Genomic DNA, 18,356 nt, shown 5'->3' with positions numbered 1-18,356 from the left:
CGATTTATCGTGAATGGCCGTGCTGCTCGGCCAGGTTGAGGAGCGGCCGCACGTAAGGGGCCGCACGTGTCTGACGCCTGGGCCGAAGGGATGGTTGTACGGGAGGGGGGCGCATTTTCCTGGTACGCGCCGTTCCGCATCGTGGACGCGTCCTTTCATGCGTACGTGTTGTATCTATGCTGTCGGCATGAGTGTGTCCGCCCCGGCGAAACGTCCCCCCGCAGCCGACCGCGTCTACGCCCACGTCAAGCAGGGCGTGCTCGAGCGCACGTACGAGGGCGGGACACTGCTCACGGAGGGCGAGCTGGCCGAGGCCGTGGGCGTCTCCCGCACGCCCGTGCGCGAGGCCCTGCTGCGGCTGGAGGCCGAGGGGCTGATCAAGCTCTACCCGAAGAAGGGCGCGCTCGTGCTGCCGGTCTCCGCGCAGGAGATCGCCGACGTCGTCGAGACGCGGCTGCTCGTGGAGGAGCATGCGGCGCGCAAGGCCGTGCCCGCGTCCCCCGGTCTCATCGCGCGCCTGGAGGAGCTGCTCGCGCGCCAGAAGGAGGAGGCGGCCGCGGGCGACTTCGCCGCGGCCTCCGTCACCGACCGCTGCTTCCACGCCGAGATCGTCCGCAGCGGTGGCAACGAAATCCTCTCCCGCCTCTACGACCAGCTGCGCGACCGTCAGCTGCGCATGGGCCAGGCCGTGATGCACTCCCACCCCGACCGCATCGCCAAGACCCTCACCGAGCACGAGGAGATCCTCGGCGCCCTGCGCTCCGGTGACGCCGACGCGGCCGTGGACGCCGTCCACCGGCACGTCGGCTGGTTCTCCCACCTCGCCCGGGGAGAGGTGCGATGAGCGGCGCCACCACGCGCGGCGCCGGCGCGCTGCCCGGCGGCCCTTCCCCGGAGGGGACGCCACCGGGAGGGCGGCGCGCGCTCGCCGTCTGGGGGATCGGCGTCTCCGTCTACTTCGTCGCCGTCATCTTCCGCACGTCCCTGGGCGTGGCCGGACTCGACGCGGCCGACCGCTTCGACGTGGGCGCCTCCGCCCTGTCGACGTTCTCCATCCTCCAGCTGCTGGTCTACGCGGGCATGCAGATACCCGTCGGCCTGCTGGTGGACCGGCTCGGCACCAAGAAGGTGCTGAGCCTGGGCGCGGTGCTGTTCACCCTCGGACAGCTCGGCTTCGCCCTCTCCCCGTCGTACGGGATGGCGCTCGCCTCGCGTGCGCTGCTCGGCTGCGGCGACGCGATGACCTTCATCAGCGTGCTGCGGCTGGGCACGCGGTGGTTCCCCGCGCGGCGCGGGCCGATGGTCGGGCAGATGGCCGGACTGATCGGCATGGCCGGCAACCTCGTCTCCACGTTGGTCCTGGCCCGGCTGCTGCACGGCATCGGCTGGACGGCGGCGTTCGCGGGCAGCTCGCTGGCGGGTGCCGTGGTCCTCGTCCTGGTGCTGCTGTTCCTCAAGGACCACCCCGAGGGCCACGAGCCGGAGCCGGTCTCCCACCAGGGCGCCGCCTACGTCCGCCGGCAGATCGCCGCCTCCTGGCGGGAGCCGGGGACCCGGCTGGGGCTGTGGGTGCACTTCACCACGCAGTTCCCGGCGATGGTGTTCCTGCTGCTGTGGGGGATGCCGTTCCTGGTGGAGGCGCAGGGGCTGTCCCGCGCGGCGGCCGGTGAGCTGCTCACGCTGGTGGTGCTGGCCAACATGGCCGTCGGCCTCGTCTACGGCCAGGTCGTCGGCCGGCACCACGGGGCACGGCTGCCGCTGGCGCTCGGCACGGTGGGCGCGACGGCCCTGCTGTGGGCCGTGACGCTGGCCTGGCCGGGGGACAGGGCGCCGATGTGGCTGCTGGTCGTGCTGTGCGCGGTGCTGGGGGCCTGCGGCCCGGCGTCGATGATCGGCTTCGACTTCGCCCGCCCCGCAAACCCGCCGGAGCGCCAGGGCACCGCCTCCGGCATCACCAACATGGGCGGGTTCATCGCCTCGATGACGACCCTCTTCGCGATCGGCGTCCTCCTGGACGCCACGGGCGACGACTACACGATCGCCTTCTCGGCGGTCTTCGTCCTGCAGGCGCTGGGCGTCACCCAGATCCTCCGCCTTCGGAGGCGGGCAGCACGCCGGGAGCGGGAACGGCTGGTCGCCAGCAGGGTGGAGACGGTGCACGTCCCCGCCTGAGTCACCGCACGGGCACCAGCGTGAGGTAGGCGAGGCCGAGGACGCCGCGGTAGCTCATCCACTGGGCGCGGTGCCGGTCGAGACGTTCCCGCGTCGCGGCCGCCCGGGGATGGTCCGGGTGCCCGGCCAGCCACACCTCGGTGTCCGCCTGGTACGCCGACTCGAACTCCTCCCACTCCCCGGCGTCCGCCGTCTCCGTCCACTCCGGGCGGAAACCGGCCTCCACCGCGAGGTCCAGGAGGGTGCCCAGGTCGTGGTGGTCGGTGGCGCTCGCGCCCGGCCACATGCCCGCGAGCTCGGCCTCGGCCGGCGGACGCTGCCAGAAGCCCTCCCCGAGCAGCACCCGGCCCCCGTCCGCGACCAGGCCGCGCAGCGCCCGCAGCGCCTCGACGACGAGCCCGGGTGGCTCCGCCGTGGTGAGGGCCTGGCTGGACCCGACGCACAGCACCAGGTCGGCCGGGTCGCGGGACGTCCCCGTCGCCGACTCCTCCAGGAACCGCACCCGTCCGGCCAGCCCGCGCTCCTCGGCGGCGCGCCGGCCCCGTGCCAGGTCCCCGGCCTCGAGGTCGATGCCGACCCCGGTGGCCCCCGGCACCGCCTCGAGGACCCGCAGCATCACCTCGCCCCAGCCGCAGCCGATGTCGAGGACGGTGGCGGGGTTTGTCCGGGCGAGCCGCTCGACCAGCCGGCCGGCGCGGTGCTCGGAGAGGGGGCCGTGGAAGGTCAGCCGGGTCAGCCGGGGCGGCTCGGCGGTGCAGGGCGCGGGGGGCGTGCGGGTGTCGGTCACGGCGGGGACGGTAGCCGCCACCGGAGCGGCGGCGACACCGGTTTTCGGCCCGCCGCCGTGTCCCGCCGCGCCTCGGGTCAGGGCGTGACCGCGAAGTGGCGGAGGATGGCCGCGGCCAGGTCCTGGTCGCCCTCCGTCTTGACGCGGTCCGTGACCGAATCGACCGTCACGCGGCCGCAGGCCAGGCGGACGTAGGTCTCCCAGTCGAGGGTGAGGGCGGCGGCCGGGCCGAGGGCCGGGGCGGTTTCGAGGGTGCCGCGGCCCTGGATGTCGACGCGGACCGTGCGCAGGAACTCCACCGGGCCGTGCACGTCGAAGACCACCGCGGAGCTGCGCGGCGCCTGCGCCAGGTCGGCGACGACCCGCGGGAGTTCGTCGAGCAGGACGTCGCGGGCGACGTGGGCGCCGGGGGAGTCGAGGTTGCCCGGACGGCCGAGGGCGGCGCGCAGGTCCTGCTCGTGCGCCCACACGGCGAAGGCGTGCCGGCGCATCGACTCCTCCAGCGTCAGCTCCGTGCCCAGCGGGCCGCGCACCTTGGTGCCGGGGTCGCGGGACTCGTTGCGCAGCTGGCGGTTGCGCCGGATGATCATCAGCTCCAGCTCGGAGGTCATCTCCGGCGCCGTGTGGTGGCGGCGCACGTCGACCTGCATCTCCATGTACCGCTGGTGGTCGTTGGTGACGTGGAACAGGTCGCGCGGCAGCGTGTGGATCGGCCGGGGGTCGCCGTACATCTCCGAGTCGAGGCCGATGACGTGCGAGACCACGTCACGGACCGACCAGCCCGGGCAGGGCGTGCGCCGGTTCCAGTCGGCCTCCGGCAGCGGCTGCACCAGCTCGGATATCGCCTCGATGGAGTGGGACCAGGCGTCGGCGTAGGGCTGGAGGGCGGGATGCAGACTCACGGAACGGGACCCCTCGGCGGTCGGTACACGGGCAGGTTGTGGCGGCGGTGCCAGTGGGCGATGGCTGCACTGCGCGGGTGTCTCGGGCCTCCCCCGGTTCTCGGCTTCGCTCGAACCGGCGGGACCCCCAAGTTACGCTGCTGAGAGGCACCCCGGCAGTGCTTTCGTGTGACGATCGTAGGCCCGTGGACACGGGTCGAATGCCAGGACGGTGGTAGTGTGCGCGCTTCCTTGCTGCAAGTCGCCGTGAACGAGGACGAACCGGTCGAATCGCGTCGGCGCCGGGTGGCCGCCCTGGTACGCGATCAGGCCGGGGCGGACCTCGTCGTCCTCCCCGAGCTGTGGACCACGGGCGCCTTCGCCTACGAGGGGTTCGGCGCCGAGGCGGAACCGCTTCAGGGGCCGACGTACGAGGCGATGGCCAAGGCGGCGAGCGAGGCGGGCGTGTGGCTGCACGCCGGGTCCGTCCCGGAGCGGGACCCCGACGGCACCCTCTACAACACGTCTCTGGTCTTCTCCCCCTCCGGCGAGCTCGCCGCGTCCTACCGGAAGATCCACCGCTTCGGCTTCGACAAGGGCGAGGCCGTGCTGATGGGGGCGGGCGAGGAGCTGGTGACGGTCCGTCTGCCGGACACCGTCGTGGGCGTGGCGACCTGTTACGACCTGCGCTTCCCCGAACTCTTCCGCGGTCTGGTCGACGCCGGCGCGGAGACCTTCGTCGTCCCGGCGGGCTGGCCCGAACGGCGCCGCGCGCACTGGACGCTGCTGGCGCGGGCGCGCGCCGTGGAGAACCAGGCGTTCGTCCTGGCGTGCGGAACGGCCGGGACGCACGCGGGAGTTCCGCAGGCGGGCCACTCGGTCGTGGTGGACCCGTGGGGCGAGGTCCTCGCCGAGGCGGGCCCCGGCGAGGAGATCCTGACGGTCGACTTCGACCCGGCGACGGTGGCGGGCACCCGGGACCGCTTCCCGGCCCTCAAGGACCGCGTCCTGGGCCTGGACCGCCCCCGCCGCTGACCGGGAGGGCGCTGGCTATCCCTCCCGCTCCTTCTCCGCCAGGTGGATCACGCACACCGCCACCGCGATCAGCAGCGCCGGGTCGGCGTCCTCGCGGACGACGTCGACGCCGTAGGTGTCGCGGAGGGACAGCATGCGGCGGGAGATCACCGCGAGGAGTTCGCCGTCGTACTCCACGGCGAACTCCCGGTCGAGGATCCGCCCGCTGACGTCCAGCTCGGTGCCGCCGTCCGCCAGGGACACCCGGTAGTGGTTGCGCAGCAGCGACAGCCGCTTGCGCCGCACGGTCGCGAGCGGCTCGCCGCCCCGCTCGATCACCATGGTGTCCCGCAGCGCGAGCATCTTCTTGCGGATGTCGACGAGCACGTGCCCCTCGGCGTCCTTCAGCTCGAAGGTGTCCCGCAGCCGCATCGCCTTGCCGTCGACGAGGAAGACCTTGTTGCCGCGGTCGTCCTCGATCCAGTAGTCGTCCCCGATGCCGAGGATCCGGTCCCGTACGAGAAATCTCATGCGCCGAGGGTTCCCCGCCCCGCTCCGTCCGACGCCGCCACTGGGCCGACGGGCGGAGCCCGCTCCGCCCCCGCCGGTGGCACGCTGGACGTATGGACGACGCCGCCTCCGCTCCCCCCGTCCGCCGTTCCGCCCGTGTGCGGGCGCCCGAGCTCGCGGGGAAGGGGGGCTGGCTGAACACGGGCGGCGCCGCGTACACCCTCGCCGGCCTGCGCGGACGCGTCGTGCTGCTCGACTTCTGGACGTTCGCCTGCGTCAACTGCCTCCACGTCGTCGACGAGCTGCGTGAGCTGGAGGAGCGGCACCGGGACACGCTCGTGGTGATCGGCGTGCACTCGCCGAAGTTCCCGCACGAGGCGGAGCACGCGGCGGTGGCGGACGCCGTGGAGCGGTACGCGGTGGCGCACCCCGTCCTGGACGACCCCGAGCTGACGACGTGGACGCAGTACGCCGTGCGGGCCTGGCCGACGCTGGTGGTCGTCGACCCGGAGGGGTACGTCGTGGCCACGTACTCCGGCGAGGGGCACGTGCCCGAGATCGAGCGGCTGGTGACCGAGCTGGAGGCCGAGCACGCGGCGAAGGGCACGCTCCGGCGCGGCGACCTCCCCTACGCGCCGCCGGAGCCGGAGCCGACGGTGCTGCGGTTCCCCGGCAAGGTGCTGCTGCTGCCGTCGGGGACGTTCCTGGTCACGGACACCACCCGGCACCAGGTGGTGGAGCTGGCGGAGGACGGGGAGACGGTCCTGAGGCGGTTCGGCAGCGGCGGACGTGGCCTGGTGGACGGACCGCCCGGGCGGGCCCGCTTCCAGGAGCCGCAGGGGCTCGCCCTGCTCCCGGACGGCGCCGTGGTCGTCGCCGACACCGTCAACCACGCCCTGAGGCGGCTCGACCCCGAGTCGGGCGAGGTCACCACGCTCGCCGGCACGGGTTCCCCCTGGCGCCCCGGGGACGCGACGGACGGCCCGGCCCGCGCGGTGAACCTCTCCTCCCCCTGGGACGTCACCGTCTGGCAGGGCACGGTGTGGATCGCCATGGCCGGCATCCACCAGCTCTGGTCCTACGACCCCGCCGCCGGCACGGTCGCCCGCGAGGCCGGGACCGGCGGGGAGCAGATCGTCGACGGGCCGGTGAAGGAGGCCCTGTTCGCGCAGCCCTCGGGGCTCGCGGTGACACCGGAGGGGCTGTGGGTGGCCGACTCGGAGAGCTCCGCCCTGCGCCGGCTGGGACCGGACGGACGGGTGCGTACGGCCGTGGGGGCGGGACTGTTCGCCTTCGGGTACCGGGACGGCCCCGCGGACGAGGCGCTCTTCCAGCACCCGCTCGGGGTGACCGCGCTGCCCGACGGCTCCCTGGCGGTCTGCGACACCTACAACCAGGCCCTGCGCCGCTACGACCCGGCCACCGGCGAGGTGACCACCCTGGCCACCGATCTGCGCGAGCCCAGCGGCGCGGTGGTCGTCGGCGAGGACGTGGTGGTCGTGGAGTCGGCGCGGCACCGGCTGACCCGGCTGCGGCTCCCCGCGCAGGCGCTGGGCCCGCACACGGACACGGAGCGGTCCGTCACCGGGATCGCCGTCGGCCCCGTCCACCTGGACGTGGTGTTCACGCCCCCGCCCGGCCAGAAGCTCGACACGCGGGACGGCCCCGCGACCCGCCTGCTCGTGTCCGCCTCACCGCCCGCGCTCCTGCGCAGCGGAGAGGGCGCGGGGAGTGATCTCTCCCGCGCCCTCGAGACCGACCCCGCCGTGGGGCAGGGGGTGCTGCATGTCGTGGCGACGGCGGCCGCGTGCGACGCCGACCCGGAGGTGCTCCATCCGGCCTGCCATGTGCACCGCCGTGAATGGCGGCTGCCCGTGCGTCCCTCCGCGGGAGGCACGGACCGGCTGGTCCTGGAACTGTCCGGTGCGGACGGCCCGGGCGGCCCGGGCGGGGCGTCCGGTCAGACGCCGTACCCGTCGCTGTAGCCGTCGCGGGTGTGGTGGTGCGGACGTGCCGGGTCGTCGACCACCGGGGTGGCGGGGGGTACCACGACCCGCCGACGCCGGGCGATGCTGCTGAAGGTCGCGACGCCGATCAGTCCGACGATCATGAAGATGACGCCGACGAGGTCAAGGTTGACACCCTGCATGTCCCAGTCGGTCGCGAACGTGAGGATTGCTCCCACGGCGATGAGGATGATGCATCCGCCGAGGCCCATAGGTGTCGCCTCCCTGTCCGGTGTTTCCGGTGCGACCCGGGTACCCGGAGGGACGGCTCCCATGCGCCGCGGCGCGCACGGGAGTTGACCGCCGCTCAGGACGCTGTCGGCGAACGCGGCCCGGATCAGCCCTCCAGGAACGCCGTCAGCGCGTTCGCCAGCAGGAACGGGTCCTTGGCGCCGCAGAGTTCGCGGACGCTGTGCATCGACAGGATGGCCACGCCGATGTCGACCGTCCTGATGCCGTGCCGGGCCGCGGTGATCGGGCCGATCGTGGTGCCGCACGGCATCGCGTTGTTGGAGACGAACGTCTGGAAGGGCACCCCGGCCCTCTCGCAGGCCGCCGCGAACACCGCGCGTCCCGAACCGTCCGTGGCGTAGCGGTTGTTGACGTTGACCTTGAGGATGGGGCCGCCGTCGACGCGCGGGTGGTGCGTCGGGTCGTGCCGCTCCGCGTAGTTGGGGTGCACGGCGTGACCGGTGTCGGAGGACAGGCAGACGGTCCCGGCGAGGGCGCGGGCCCGGTCCTCCAGGGAACCGCCGCGCGCGAACACCGAGCGCTCCAGGACGCTGCCGAGCAGCGGGCCGTCCGCGCCGGTGTCGGACTGGGAGCCGTTCTCCTCGTGGTCGAAGGCGGCGAGCACGGGGATGTACGACAGTCGCGAGCCGCGTCCGGCCGCCGCGGTGAGCGCGGCCGTGCCGGCGTGCACGGACAGCAGGTTGTCCATGCGCGGGCCGGCCACCAGTTCGCGGTCGCGGCCCAGGTAGGCGGGCGGCTCGACGGGGTGCACCATCAGGTCCCAGCCGGTGACCGAGCCCTCCGGCAGCCCCGCGGTGTCTTCCAGGAAGGCGATGAGGTCGCCGTCGCGGACGTCCTCGCCCAGGCCCCACACCGGCTGCATGTGCCGCTGCTTGTCGAGCTTGAGGCCGTCGGAGTTGACCGCGCGGTCCAGGTGGATGGCGAGCTGGGGGACCCGAAGCAGCGGCCGGTCGACGTCGACCAGGCGGGTCGTGCCGTCGCGCAGGGAGAGCCGCCCGGCCAGGCCCAGGTCGCGGTCGAGCCAGGAGTTGAGGAGCGGCCCGCCGTAGATCTCCACGGCCACCTGACGCCAGCCGTGCGCCCCGCTGTCGGGGCGCGGCTTGACGCGCAGATTGGGGGAGTCGGTGTGCGCCCCGACGATCCGGAAGGGCGTGTGCGCCTCGGCCCCCTCGGGGACGTACCAGGCGATGATCGCACCGCCGCGCAGCACGTACTTGCCGCCTGCCGTGCCGTCCCAGGCGTCCGTCTCCGCGACCTGCCTGAAGCCCGCCTTCTCCAGCCGCTCGGCGGCGTTCGCCACGGCGTGGTACGGCGTGGGGCTCGCCGCGAGGAAGGACATCAGGTCATCGGTGTGGCCGCGGTCGAAGCGGGGGGGTTCGCTCATGGGTTCACCTTAACGACGCGCGGCGGTCCGGTCGCGGCCCAGTGGCGGGGGGCGGGATCGGCGCGCGGCGGCCCGTTCGCCTGCTCGAGACTGCCGCGAGCTTCCTCTGCTTGCATGATCCCCCTCCCTTCGTCCAGGAAGTCCCGACGGCCGCGCACCGACGTCCGTGCCCCCTGACGTCCCGGTCCGCGGCACCATCGACCCAAGGAGCCGGACCGTGTCCTCCCCGGACCCGATCACCCAGTTGCTCGTCACCGTTCCGGTCGTGATTCTGGGCTGTCGGGCGGGCGCCCGGTTGATGCGCAGATGCGGACAGCCGCCGGTGATCGGTGAGATCACCGTCGGCATCCTGCTCGGGCCGTCACTGCTGGGCAGCCTGTTCCCTCAGGCCCAGCAGTGACTGTTCCCCGACTCCGTGCTGGTCCCGCTGTCCGCCCTGGGCACCGTGGGCCTGCTCACCTTCATGTTCCTGGCGGGCCTGGAACTGGATCTCGGGGCGCTGCGGGGTCAGGGCCGGGCCACGCTGGCGGTCAGTCAGACCGGCATGTGGCTGCCCCTGGGCCTCGGAGCGGTTCTGGCCCTGGCCATGTACGGGCCGCTCGCCCCCGACGGCGTCGGGAAGCCGGTGTTCGTGATGTTCATCGCGGTGGCGATGAGCATCACCGCCTTTCCGGTGCTGGCCAGGATCCTGGACGACCGTGGTCTGCACGGCACTCCGGTCGGGGCACTGGCCATGGCCTGTGCGGCCGTGGACGACGTGACGGCCTGGTGTCTGCTGGCCGTCGTCATGGCGACGATCGCCAGCACCGGCCTCCTGGGCGCCGGGGTGACCGCGCTCGCCGCGGCCGGCTTCGTCGTGGTTCTGCTGGGCGTCGTGCGGCCGCTGCTCGGCCGCCGCGCTCACCCGGCCGAACGTCACGCCGACTCCGTCGTCATGACGTTCCTGGTGAGCGGGCTGTTCCTGGCCGCCTTCACCACCGACCGCATCGGGGTCCACGCACTGTTCGGGGCGTTCCTCCTCGGGGTGGCCGTGCCCGGGCACAGCCGGAAGGTGGCACGGTGCGCCGGGCAGATGCGCACGTTCGTCGTCCCGGTGCTGCTGCCGCTGTACTTCGTCGTCGGCGGCCTGCACACGGACGTCCTCCTGCTCGTCGGCTCCCTGGACCTGTGGCTGTGGACGGCCGTGGTCGTCGTGGTGGCCGTGGCGGGCAAGTGGGGCGGCACCGCCCTGGCGGCCAGGGCGGCCGGGCACGACTGGAACAGCGCGCTCGCCATCGGAGCGCTGATGAACTGCCGTGGTCTTATCGAGCTCATCGTGCTCAACATCGGGCGCGAACAGGGAGTGATCGGTACCGAACTCTTCACCGTCCTGGTCGTGATGGCGTTGCTGAGCACCGCGGTCACCTCCCCTGCCGTGTCCCGGCTGCTGCGCGGCGCCCCGGAGCCGTCGGGCGGGGCGCCCGCGTCACCGGGCGGGGCCCCGGCCGTCGGCGGGACACGGCACGCCCTGCGGACGGCCCCGGCGGAGCGGCCTGGGCGGGCGGCCTGAACAGGCGGGCGGCCCGCTCCCCGTGGGGAGCGGGCCGCCCGTCGGACCGGCCGGGGCCGGCAGCGGCTAGAACGCCGCCTCGTCCAGTTCCATCAGGTCCAGCTCGACACCCTCGGCGACCTTGCGGGCCAGGGTGACGCCCGGCAGGACGTTGGCCGCGAAGAACTTCGCCGCCGCGATCTTGCCGGTGTAGAACGCCTTGTCCTTGGCGGAGGCCGTCGGGAGCTTCTCGGCGGCGACGGCGGCGTGCTTGAGCAGCAGGTAGCCGACGACGACGTCACCGGAGGCCATCAGCAGGCGGGTGGTGTTCAGGCCCACCTTGTAGATGTTCCTGGTGTCCTTCTCGGTGGCCGCGAGGTCGGTGAGCATCAGGCCGACGATGGCCTCCAGCTCGACGGCGGCCTTGGCCAGGTGCTCGCGGGCGCCCGCCAGTTCCTCGCCTCCCTCGCCGACCGCGAGGAACTTCTTGATGTCCTCGGCGAGCGAGTTCAGCGCGGCGCCCTGGTTGCGGACGATCTTCCGGAAGAAGAAGTCCTGGCCCTGGATCGCGGTGGTGCCCTCGTAGAGGGTGTCGATCTTGGAGTCCCGGATGTACTGCTCGATCGGGTACTCCTGGAGGAAGCCGGAGCCGCCGAAGGTCTGCAGCGACTGGGCGAGCTGCTCGTAGGCCTTCTCGGAGCCGTAGCCCTTGACGATCGGCAGGAGCAGGTCGTTCATCGCGTGCTCGGTGGAGGCGTCCTCGCCGTTCGCCTCCTTGAGCTGGATGGCGTCCTGGACCGACGCGGTGTACATCACCAGGGCACGCATGCCCTCCGCGTACGCCTTCTGCGTCATCAGCGAGCGGCGCACGTCGGGGTGGTGGGTGATGGTGACCTTGGGGGCGGTCTTGTCCATGAAGTTCGCCAGGTCGGGGCCCTGGACGCGCTCCTTGGCGTACTCCAGCGCGTTCAGGTAGCCCGTGGACAGCGTGGAGATCGCCTTCGTGCCGACCATCATGCGGGCGAACTCGATGATGCGGAACATCTGGCGGATGCCGTCGTGCTTGTCGCCGATCAGCCAGCCCTTGGCGGGGTGCTTGTCGCCGAACGTCATCTCGCAGGTGTTGGAGGCCTTCAGGCCCATCTTGTGCTCGACGTTCGTGGCGTAGACGCCGTTGCGCTCGCCCAGCTCGCCGGTCTCGAAGTCGAAGAGGTACTTCGGGACGAGGAAGAGGGACAGGCCCTTGGTGCCGGGGCCCGCGCCCTCGGGGCGGGCGAGCACGTAGTGGAGGATGTTCTCCGACATGTCGTGCTCACCGGACGTGATGAAGCGCTTCACGCCCTCGATGTGCCAGGAGCCGTCCTCCTGCTGCACGGCCTTGGTGCGGCCGGCGCCGACGTCCGAGCCGGCGTCCGGCTCGGTGAGCACCATCGTGGAGCCCCACTGCTTCTCCGTGGCGATCTTCGCGATGTGCTTCTGGACCTCGTTGCCCTCCTCGAAGAGGATGCCCGCGAAGGCGGGGCCCGAGGAGTACATCCACACGGCCGGGTTGGCGCCCAGGATCAGCTCGGCGTAGGCCCAGATGAGGGAGCGGGGCGCGGTGGTGCCGCCGATCTCCTCGGGCAGGCCGAGCCGCCAGTACTCCGAGTCCATGAAGGCCTGGTAGCTCTTCTTGAAGGACGCGGGGACCGGCGCGGTGTTGGTCTCCGGGTCGAAGACCGGCGGGTTGCGGTCGGCGTCGGCGAAGGACTCCGCGAGCTCGTTCTCGGAGAGGCGGGCCAGCTCCTCCAGGATGCTCTTCGCGGTGTCGACGTCCATCTCCTCGAACGGGCCCGTGCCGTACAGCTTGTCGCGCCCGAGTACCTCGAAGAGGTTGAACTCGATGTCGCGGAGATTCGACTTGTAGTGCCCCATGGCGACGGCTCCGTTTGAGAGGGATCGGCGAGGGACTGATTCCTCGCGACTGATTCACGTACCGACAAGTAGCTACGATGATGCTACCCGTCGGTAATAAGAAGCAACCCCGATCCGGACATCTGTGACCCAGCCCTCGCGCGGGGTCAGTAGTCTGTGCGCCATGTACGGCTACGACCAGAGTGCGGGGACCCAGCAGGGTTACGTGCCGCCGCAGCAGCAGATGCCGGGCGGGTACGGGCAGCAGGCGCCGGCGTATCCCGAACCGTCCCCGCCCTCGCTCGCCGACGCCGTGCGCGCGTTCACCACGGGCCAGATGGCGGCGGAGGACTTCCAGCAGATCTTCGCCACGTCCAAGGTCTACTGCCCGCGCGGTGACAACCCCGGCTTCCTCGCCCTGCACAACACCCAGCAGCCCGTGATCCCGATGTTCACCTCGCTCAAGGAGCTGCGGCGGTACGCCGGCAAGGAGTCCAAGTACTTCGTGATCACCGGCGCCGAGGTGATCGACCTGCTGCCCACCGGCTACGGCTTCGTGCTCGACATGGAGGGCGAGCACCGGATGGTGTTCGACGCCAAGGCCGTGGAGCAGATGGTCGAGTTCGCGATGCGCCGTATGTATGGCTGACGCCGTCGCCGCGTGCACGGCCGACGCCGGACCCTGTGACCGCCGATCGGAGCCCGGAGGGAATTCCCTCCGGGCTTTGTCGGTTCGAGGTGGCAGAAAGTTCAACGCTCAACTAAACTGGGCGTACCCGAGGAGGTACCGATGCCTGCAGTGACCGTCGAGAACCCGTTGACGCTGCCCCGTGTGACCGCTCCCGCCGACGCCGTGGCCCGTCCCGTGCTGGCCGTCACGACCGCTCCCAGCGGTTTCGAGGGCGAGGGCTTCCCGGTGCGCCGGGCGTTCGCGGGGATCAACTACCGCCATCTCGACCCGTTCATCATGATGGACCAGATGGGTGAGGTGGAGTACGCGCCGGGCGAGCCCAAGGGCACCCCCTGGCACCCCCACCGCGGCTTCGAGACCGTCACCTACATCATCGACGGGATCTTCGACCACCAGGACTCCAACGGCGGTGGCGGCACCATCACCAACGGCGACACCCAGTGGATGACGGCCGGCTCCGGCCTGCTCCACATCGAGGCGCCGCCGGAGCACCTGGTGATGTCCGGCGGGCTGTTCCACGGCCTCCAGCTGTGGGTGAACCTCCCCGCCAAGGACAAGATGATGGCGCCCCGCTACCAGGACATCCGCAGCGGCAGCGTCCAGCTGCTCACCTCCCCGGACGGCGGCGCGCTGCTCCGCGTCATCGCCGGCGAGCTGGACGGCCACGAGGGCCCGGGCATCACCCACACGCCGATCACGATGATCCACGCCACGCTCGCCCCGGGCGCGGAGGTCACCCTGCCCTGGCGGGAGGACTTCAACGGCCTGGCGTACGTGATGGCCGGGCGCGGCGCGGTGGGCGCCGAGCGGCGTCCGATCCACCTCGGCCAGACCGCGGTGTTCGGCGCCGGCGGCTCGCTGACCGTCCGCGCGGACGAGAAGCAGGACTCCCACACGCCGGACCTGGAGGTCGTCCTGCTCGGCGGCCGGCCCATCCGTGAGCCGATGGCCCACTACGGGCCCTTCGTGATGAACACGAAGGACGAGCTGATGCAGGCCTTCGAGGACTTCCAGAAGGGCCGCCTCGGCACGGTCCCCGCCGTCCACGGCATGACGGAGAAGGGTCCCGGCCGGGACTGAGCCCAGGTCCGGTCGCAGGATGTCGCGGCGACGGCCCCGGTCACCCGGGGCCGTCGCCGTTCTTCTGCTCGTAGAGCTCGAACCAGATGCTCTTGCCGCGGCCGCGCGGGGCGACGCCCCAGGTGTGGGCGAGGAGCTCGATCAGCAGCAGGCCGCGGCCCGAGGACGCCAGCTCGCCCGGGCGGCGGGGGTGCGGGAGGTCGTCGCCCGAGTCGGTGACCTCGATCCGGATGCGGCGGCCGTCGCCGCCGTCGGTGACCTCGGCGAGCAGCAGCGCGTCGGAGTCCGTGTGCACCAGCACGTTGGTCAGCACCTCCGACAGCAGCAGCACCGCCGAGTCCACCTGGTCCGGCGAGTCCCAGTCGTGCAGCAGCTCGCGCAGCTGCTGCCGGGCGACGGACACCCGCTCCGGCTCGGCCTGCGCCACCGTCAGCACCGTGCGGCGCACCGAGAGCGGCGCCGTGTCCTCCGCGCCGCAGCCGCAGGCGGCGCCCTGCCGGGTGAGCAGCAGCAGCGCTATGTCGTCCTCGCGGCGGTCGGCCAGCGGTCCGGTGGTGTGGTGCGAGGAGGGCCCGTGCACCGCCTGGACCAGGGCGTCGGCCAGCTCCTCCTGGGTGCCGTTGTGCCGCTCCAGGATCTCCCGGAGCCGCTGCCAGCCGGTGTCCAGGTCGTGCCCGCCGGTCTCGATCAGCCCGTCCGTGCAGATCAGCAGGGTCTCGCCGGGCTCCAGGATCAGCCGGGTGGTCGGGTAGTCGGCGTCCGGGTCGATGCCCAGCGGCAGCCCGCCCTCCGTCGGCCGGGTCAGCACCGTCCCGTCGGTCATGCGGATCACCGGCTCGGGATGCCCGGCGCGGGCCACCTCGAGCACCCCCGTCGCCGGGTCGACCTCGGCGTACAGACAGGTCGCGAAGCGCAGCTCGGCCGGGTCCTCGCCGATGCCGTGCAGGAAGCGGGAGGCACGGGAGAGCACGGCGTCCGGCCGGTGCCCCTCCGAGGCGTACGCCCGCAGCGCTATCCGCAGCTGTCCCATCAGTCCCGCGGCCCGTACGTCGTGTCCCTGCACGTCGCCGATGACCAGCGCGAACCTCCCTCCCCCGGACGTCGTCCCGGAGGCGCCCCCGGGCAGCGGGATCACGTCGTACCAGTCGCCGCCCACCTGGAGGCCGCCGCCGGTCGGCACGTAGCGGGCGGTGACGTCCATGCCCGGGATGCCCGGCCCGAGCTTCGGCATCATCGTGCGCTGGAGGCCCTCGGTGAGCTCCTTCTCGGTCTCCGCCGTGCCCGCGCGGGACAGCGCCTGGGCCAGCATCCGGGCCACCGTGGTCAGCACGGACCGCTCGTCGGGCGTGAAGGCGACCGGGTAGGCGAAGGCGGCCAGCCAGGTGCCCATGGTGCGGCCGGAGACGGTCAGCGGCAGGAACGCCCAGGACTGACGGCCGAAACGCTGGGCGAGCGGCCAGGTGAGCGGGTAGCGCGCCTTGTACTCCTCGGGGGAGGAGATGTAGACCGCGCGGCCGGTGCGCACCACCTCGGTGGCCGGGTAGTCGGTGTCGAGCGGCATGTAGAAGGGGCTCTCGGCACCGGGCTCGTGCCCGTGGTGGCCGATGATCGTGAGCCGGTCGCCCTCCACGCCGAACACGGCCAAGCCGTCCGGGGTGAACCCCGGCATGGACAGATTGGCGGCGACCCTCAGCACCTCCTGGGTGGAGCGCGCCTCCGCCAGCGCCCGGCCGGCGTCCAGCAGGAACGCCTCACGGGAGCGCCTCCAGTCGCCGGTGACCGCGCTGCGCGCGGCGGGTGTGCCCGGCGTCGGCTCGGTCACCTCCTGCAGGGTCCCGGTCAGGACGTAGGCCTTGCGTTCCGGCTCGTAGGAGGGCTTGGAACGACTGCGGACGACGCGGACGACGTTGTTCTGGTCGTCCATGATCCGGATGCGCACCTCGGCGAGCGTGGCCTCGGCGACGGCCAGCTGGACGACCCCGGTGATCTCGTTCCAGTCGACGGGGTGGAGACGGGCCCGGACCTGGGCCTCCGTGAGGGTGACGGGCTCGGCGGGCAGCCCGAGCAGCCCGGCTGCGACGGCATCGACTGTGACCTCTCCGGATGCGGTGTCCCAGTGCCACACGCCGGTTCCGAGGGCGGCGAGGACGTCCCCCAGGGCGGGCAGGGGCTCACCAGTACGCATTGCACCACTTTATGGAGATGCTTCCGGAAACTTCCACCCATGTCGTTTGGCCGGCCCTCTCGGCGACCGTCGGCCGACCCCCGACCTGACGCCCGGCAAAGGGCGGAGCAGTGATCTTGGCCTGGCCGGTAGGCTTGGGGGGAGTTTCACGTGAAACAACGCCCCCGATCCGCGAAGGCTGGATGAACGACGATGCATCGGTACAGGTCCCACACCTGCGGCGAGCTCCGCGCCTCTGACGTCGGCACCGACGTCCGGCTGAGTGGCTGGCTGCACAATCGGCGCGACCTGGGCGGCATCCTCTTCATCGATCTGCGCGATCACTACGGGATCACCCAGCTGGTGGCCCGTCCGGGCACCGCGGCGTACGAGGCGCTCGACAAGCTCTCCAAGGAGACCGTGGTCCGCGTCGACGGCAAGGTCGTCTCGCGCGGTGCGGAGAACGTCAACCCCGACCTGCCGACCGGTGAGATCGAGGTCGAGGTCTCCGAGGTCGAGGTGCTGGGCGAGGCGGCCCCGCTGCCCTTCACCATCAACACCGAGGACGGTGTCAACGAGGAGCGGCGCCTGGAGTACCGCTTCCTCGACCTGCGCCGCGAGCGCATGCACCGCAACATCATGCTGCGCACGCAGGTCATCTCGGCGATCCGCCACAAGATGACCGCCCTGGGCTTCAACGAGATGACCACGCCGATCCTGTCCGCGACCTCCCCCGAGGGCGCGCGCGACTTCGTGGTCCCGTCCCGTCTGAACCCCGGCAAGTTCTACGCGCTGCCGCAGGCGCCGCAGCAGTTCAAGCAGCTGCTGATGATCTCGGGCTTCGACCGCTACTTCCAGATCGCGCCCTGTTTCCGTGACGAGGACGCCCGCGCCGACCGCTCGCCGGGCGAGTTCTACCAGCTCGACGTCGAGATGAGCTTCGTCGAGCAGGAGGACGTCTTCCAGCCGATCGAGAAGCTCATGACCGAGCTGTTCGAGGAGTTCGGCAACGGCCGTCACGTCACCTCGCCGTTCCCGCGGATCCCGTTCCGCGAGGCGATGCTGAAGTACGGCTCCGACAAGCCGGACCTGCGTGCCCAGCTGGAGCTCGTCGACATCACCGACATCTTCGAGGGCTCGGAGTTCAAGGCGTTCGCCGGCAAGCACGTGCGCGCGCTGCCGGTGCCGGACGTCTCCGGCCAGCCCCGCAAGTTCTTCGACCAGCTCGGCGACTACGCGGTCTCGCAGGGCGCGAAGGGCCTGGCGTGGGTGCGTGTCGGCGAGGACGGCTCGCTCACCGGCCCGATCGCGAAGTTCCTCACCGAGGAGAACGTCGCGGAGCTGACCAAGCGGCTGGCACTGGCCCCCGGCCACGCGGTGTTCTTCGGCGCGGGCGAGTTCGACGAGGTCTCGAAGATCATGGGCGCGGTCCGGGTCGAGGCCGCCAAGCGCGCCGGCCACTTCGAGGAGAACGTCTTCCGCTTCTGCTGGATCGTCGACTTCCCGATGTACGAGAAGGACGAGGAGACCGGCGCGATCGACTTCTCGCACAACCCCTTCTCGATGCCGCAGGGCGGCCTGGAGGCCCTGGAGACCCAGGACCCGCTGGACATCCTGGGCTGGCAGTACGACATCGTCTGCAACGGCGTCGAGCTGTCCTCGGGCGCGATCCGGAACCACGAGCCGGAGATCATGCTCAAGGCGTTCGAGATCGCCGGCTACGACCGCGAGACGGTCGAGGAGAAGTTCGCCGGCATGCTCCGCGCGTTCCGCTTCGGCGCTCCGCCGCACGGCGGCATCGCCCCCGGCGTGGACCGCATCGTCATGCTCCTCGCCGACGAGCCGAACATCCGCGAGACGATCGCCTTCCCGCTCAACGGCAACGCCCAGGACCTGATGATGGGCGCACCGACGGAGCTGGAGGAGGCCCGGCTGAAGGAACTGCACCTGTCGGTGCGGAAGCCTCAGCCGAAGTAGTCGCCGGCGAACGGGCC

At 71.8% G+C, this 18,356-nt stretch carries 16 protein-coding genes; 9 read left to right on the top strand and 7 right to left on the bottom strand.

Translation table 11 applies throughout. The annotated features are described in order from the left end of the window. Positions 1 to 187: 187 nt before the first annotated feature. Positions 188 to 844, top strand: coding sequence for a GntR family transcriptional regulator (locus ELQ39_RS15335; RefSeq protein WP_277994683.1), 657 nt, complete (start codon positions 188 to 190; stop codon positions 842 to 844). Continuing rightward, a complete protein-coding gene (locus ELQ39_RS15330; RefSeq protein WP_242592239.1) occupies positions 841 to 2,172 on the top strand; it encodes an MFS transporter in 1,332 nt (443 codons plus the stop codon). The genes ELQ39_RS15335 and ELQ39_RS15330 overlap by 4 nt, the downstream gene beginning before the upstream one ends. A 1-nt stretch (position 2,173) precedes the next feature. Here ELQ39_RS15330 and ELQ39_RS15325 read toward each other — a convergent pair whose 3' ends face one another. Continuing rightward, a complete protein-coding gene (locus ELQ39_RS15325) occupies positions 2,174 to 2,959 on the bottom strand; it encodes an SAM-dependent methyltransferase (protein ID WP_242592237.1) in 786 nt (261 codons plus the stop codon). Between the two features lie 77 nt (positions 2,960 to 3,036). Continuing rightward, positions 3,037 to 3,861, bottom strand: a complete 825-nt coding sequence (locus ELQ39_RS15320; protein ID WP_190004342.1) for a maleylpyruvate isomerase family mycothiol-dependent enzyme — start codon at positions 3,859 to 3,861, stop codon at positions 3,037 to 3,039. Positions 3,862 to 4,080: 219 nt separating this feature from the next. Here ELQ39_RS15320 and ELQ39_RS15315 point away from each other — a divergent pair, with 219 nt between their 5' ends. After that, positions 4,081 to 4,875, top strand: coding sequence for a carbon-nitrogen family hydrolase (locus tag ELQ39_RS15315; protein WP_225644610.1), 795 nt, complete (start codon positions 4,081 to 4,083; stop codon positions 4,873 to 4,875). A 15-nt stretch (positions 4,876 to 4,890) separates the two neighbouring features. Here ELQ39_RS15315 and ELQ39_RS15310 read toward each other — a convergent pair whose 3' ends face one another. Then, the gene (locus ELQ39_RS15310; RefSeq protein WP_242592235.1) at positions 4,891 to 5,385 is read right to left on the bottom strand and encodes an LURP-one-related/scramblase family protein; all 495 of its coding nucleotides are present in this window, start codon (positions 5,383 to 5,385) and stop codon (positions 4,891 to 4,893) included. 92 nt (positions 5,386 to 5,477) lie between these two features. Between ELQ39_RS15310 and ELQ39_RS15305 the strand changes: the two genes are divergently transcribed. Beyond that, a complete protein-coding gene (locus ELQ39_RS15305; protein ID WP_242592233.1) occupies positions 5,478 to 7,349 on the top strand; it encodes an NHL domain-containing thioredoxin family protein in 1,872 nt (623 codons plus the stop codon). Here ELQ39_RS15305 and ELQ39_RS15300 read toward each other — a convergent pair. Both ELQ39_RS15300 and ELQ39_RS15295 read right to left on the bottom strand, forming a co-directional pair. Continuing rightward, positions 7,325 to 7,582: a DUF6458 family protein gene (locus ELQ39_RS15300; RefSeq protein ID WP_024886337.1), complete on the bottom strand. Its 258-nt coding sequence runs from the start codon at positions 7,580 to 7,582 to the stop codon at positions 7,325 to 7,327. The genes ELQ39_RS15305 and ELQ39_RS15300 overlap by 25 nt on opposite strands. 125 nt (positions 7,583 to 7,707) lie before the next feature. After that, positions 7,708 to 9,006, bottom strand: a complete 1,299-nt coding sequence (locus ELQ39_RS15295) for a M18 family aminopeptidase (RefSeq protein ID WP_190004338.1) — start codon at positions 9,004 to 9,006, stop codon at positions 7,708 to 7,710. A gap of 217 nt (positions 9,007 to 9,223) precedes the next feature. On the opposite strand from ELQ39_RS15295, the gene ELQ39_RS15290 reads away from it, so the two are divergent. Both ELQ39_RS15290 and ELQ39_RS15285 read left to right on the top strand, forming a co-directional pair. Continuing rightward, the gene (locus ELQ39_RS15290; protein WP_242592231.1) at positions 9,224 to 9,406 is read left to right on the top strand and encodes a hypothetical protein; all 183 of its coding nucleotides are present in this window, start codon (positions 9,224 to 9,226) and stop codon (positions 9,404 to 9,406) included. Positions 9,407 to 9,421: 15 nt separating this feature from the next. Beyond that, positions 9,422 to 10,555, top strand: coding sequence for a cation:proton antiporter domain-containing protein (locus ELQ39_RS15285; RefSeq protein WP_242592229.1), 1,134 nt, complete (start codon positions 9,422 to 9,424; stop codon positions 10,553 to 10,555). Between the two features lie 66 nt (positions 10,556 to 10,621). On the opposite strand, the gene ELQ39_RS15280 is transcribed toward ELQ39_RS15285, so the two are convergent. Then, the gene (locus ELQ39_RS15280) at positions 10,622 to 12,448 is read right to left on the bottom strand and encodes an acyl-CoA dehydrogenase (protein ID WP_190004336.1); all 1,827 of its coding nucleotides are present in this window, start codon (positions 12,446 to 12,448) and stop codon (positions 10,622 to 10,624) included. A gap of 163 nt (positions 12,449 to 12,611) precedes the next feature. Here ELQ39_RS15280 and ELQ39_RS15275 point away from each other — a divergent pair, with 163 nt between their 5' ends. After that, on the top strand, positions 12,612 to 13,076 hold the full coding sequence (locus tag ELQ39_RS15275; protein WP_190004335.1) for an SseB family protein: 465 nt from the start codon (positions 12,612 to 12,614) through the stop codon (positions 13,074 to 13,076). A gap of 141 nt (positions 13,077 to 13,217) precedes the next feature. Continuing rightward, on the top strand, positions 13,218 to 14,198 hold the full coding sequence (locus tag ELQ39_RS15270; protein ID WP_242592227.1) for a pirin family protein: 981 nt from the start codon (positions 13,218 to 13,220) through the stop codon (positions 14,196 to 14,198). Between the two features lie 40 nt (positions 14,199 to 14,238). Here the strand turns inward: ELQ39_RS15270 and ELQ39_RS15265 are convergent, their stop codons facing one another. Then, a complete protein-coding gene (locus ELQ39_RS15265) occupies positions 14,239 to 16,383 on the bottom strand; it encodes an ATP-binding SpoIIE family protein phosphatase (protein ID WP_242592225.1) in 2,145 nt (714 codons plus the stop codon). A gap of 192 nt (positions 16,384 to 16,575) precedes the next feature. Between ELQ39_RS15265 and aspS the strand changes: the two genes are divergently transcribed. Beyond that, on the top strand, positions 16,576 to 18,339 hold the full coding sequence (aspS, locus tag ELQ39_RS15260; protein WP_190004333.1) for an aspartate--tRNA ligase: 1,764 nt from the start codon (positions 16,576 to 16,578) through the stop codon (positions 18,337 to 18,339). Positions 18,340 to 18,356: the final 17 nt, after the last annotated feature.

Origin of the sequence: Streptomyces sp. GB4-14, from assembly GCF_022696125.1 — a bacterium.
Taxonomy (GTDB): Bacteria; Actinomycetota; Actinomycetes; order Streptomycetales; family Streptomycetaceae; genus Streptomyces; species Streptomyces werraensis.
This window is presented reverse-complemented; position numbering and strand designations above follow the sequence as displayed.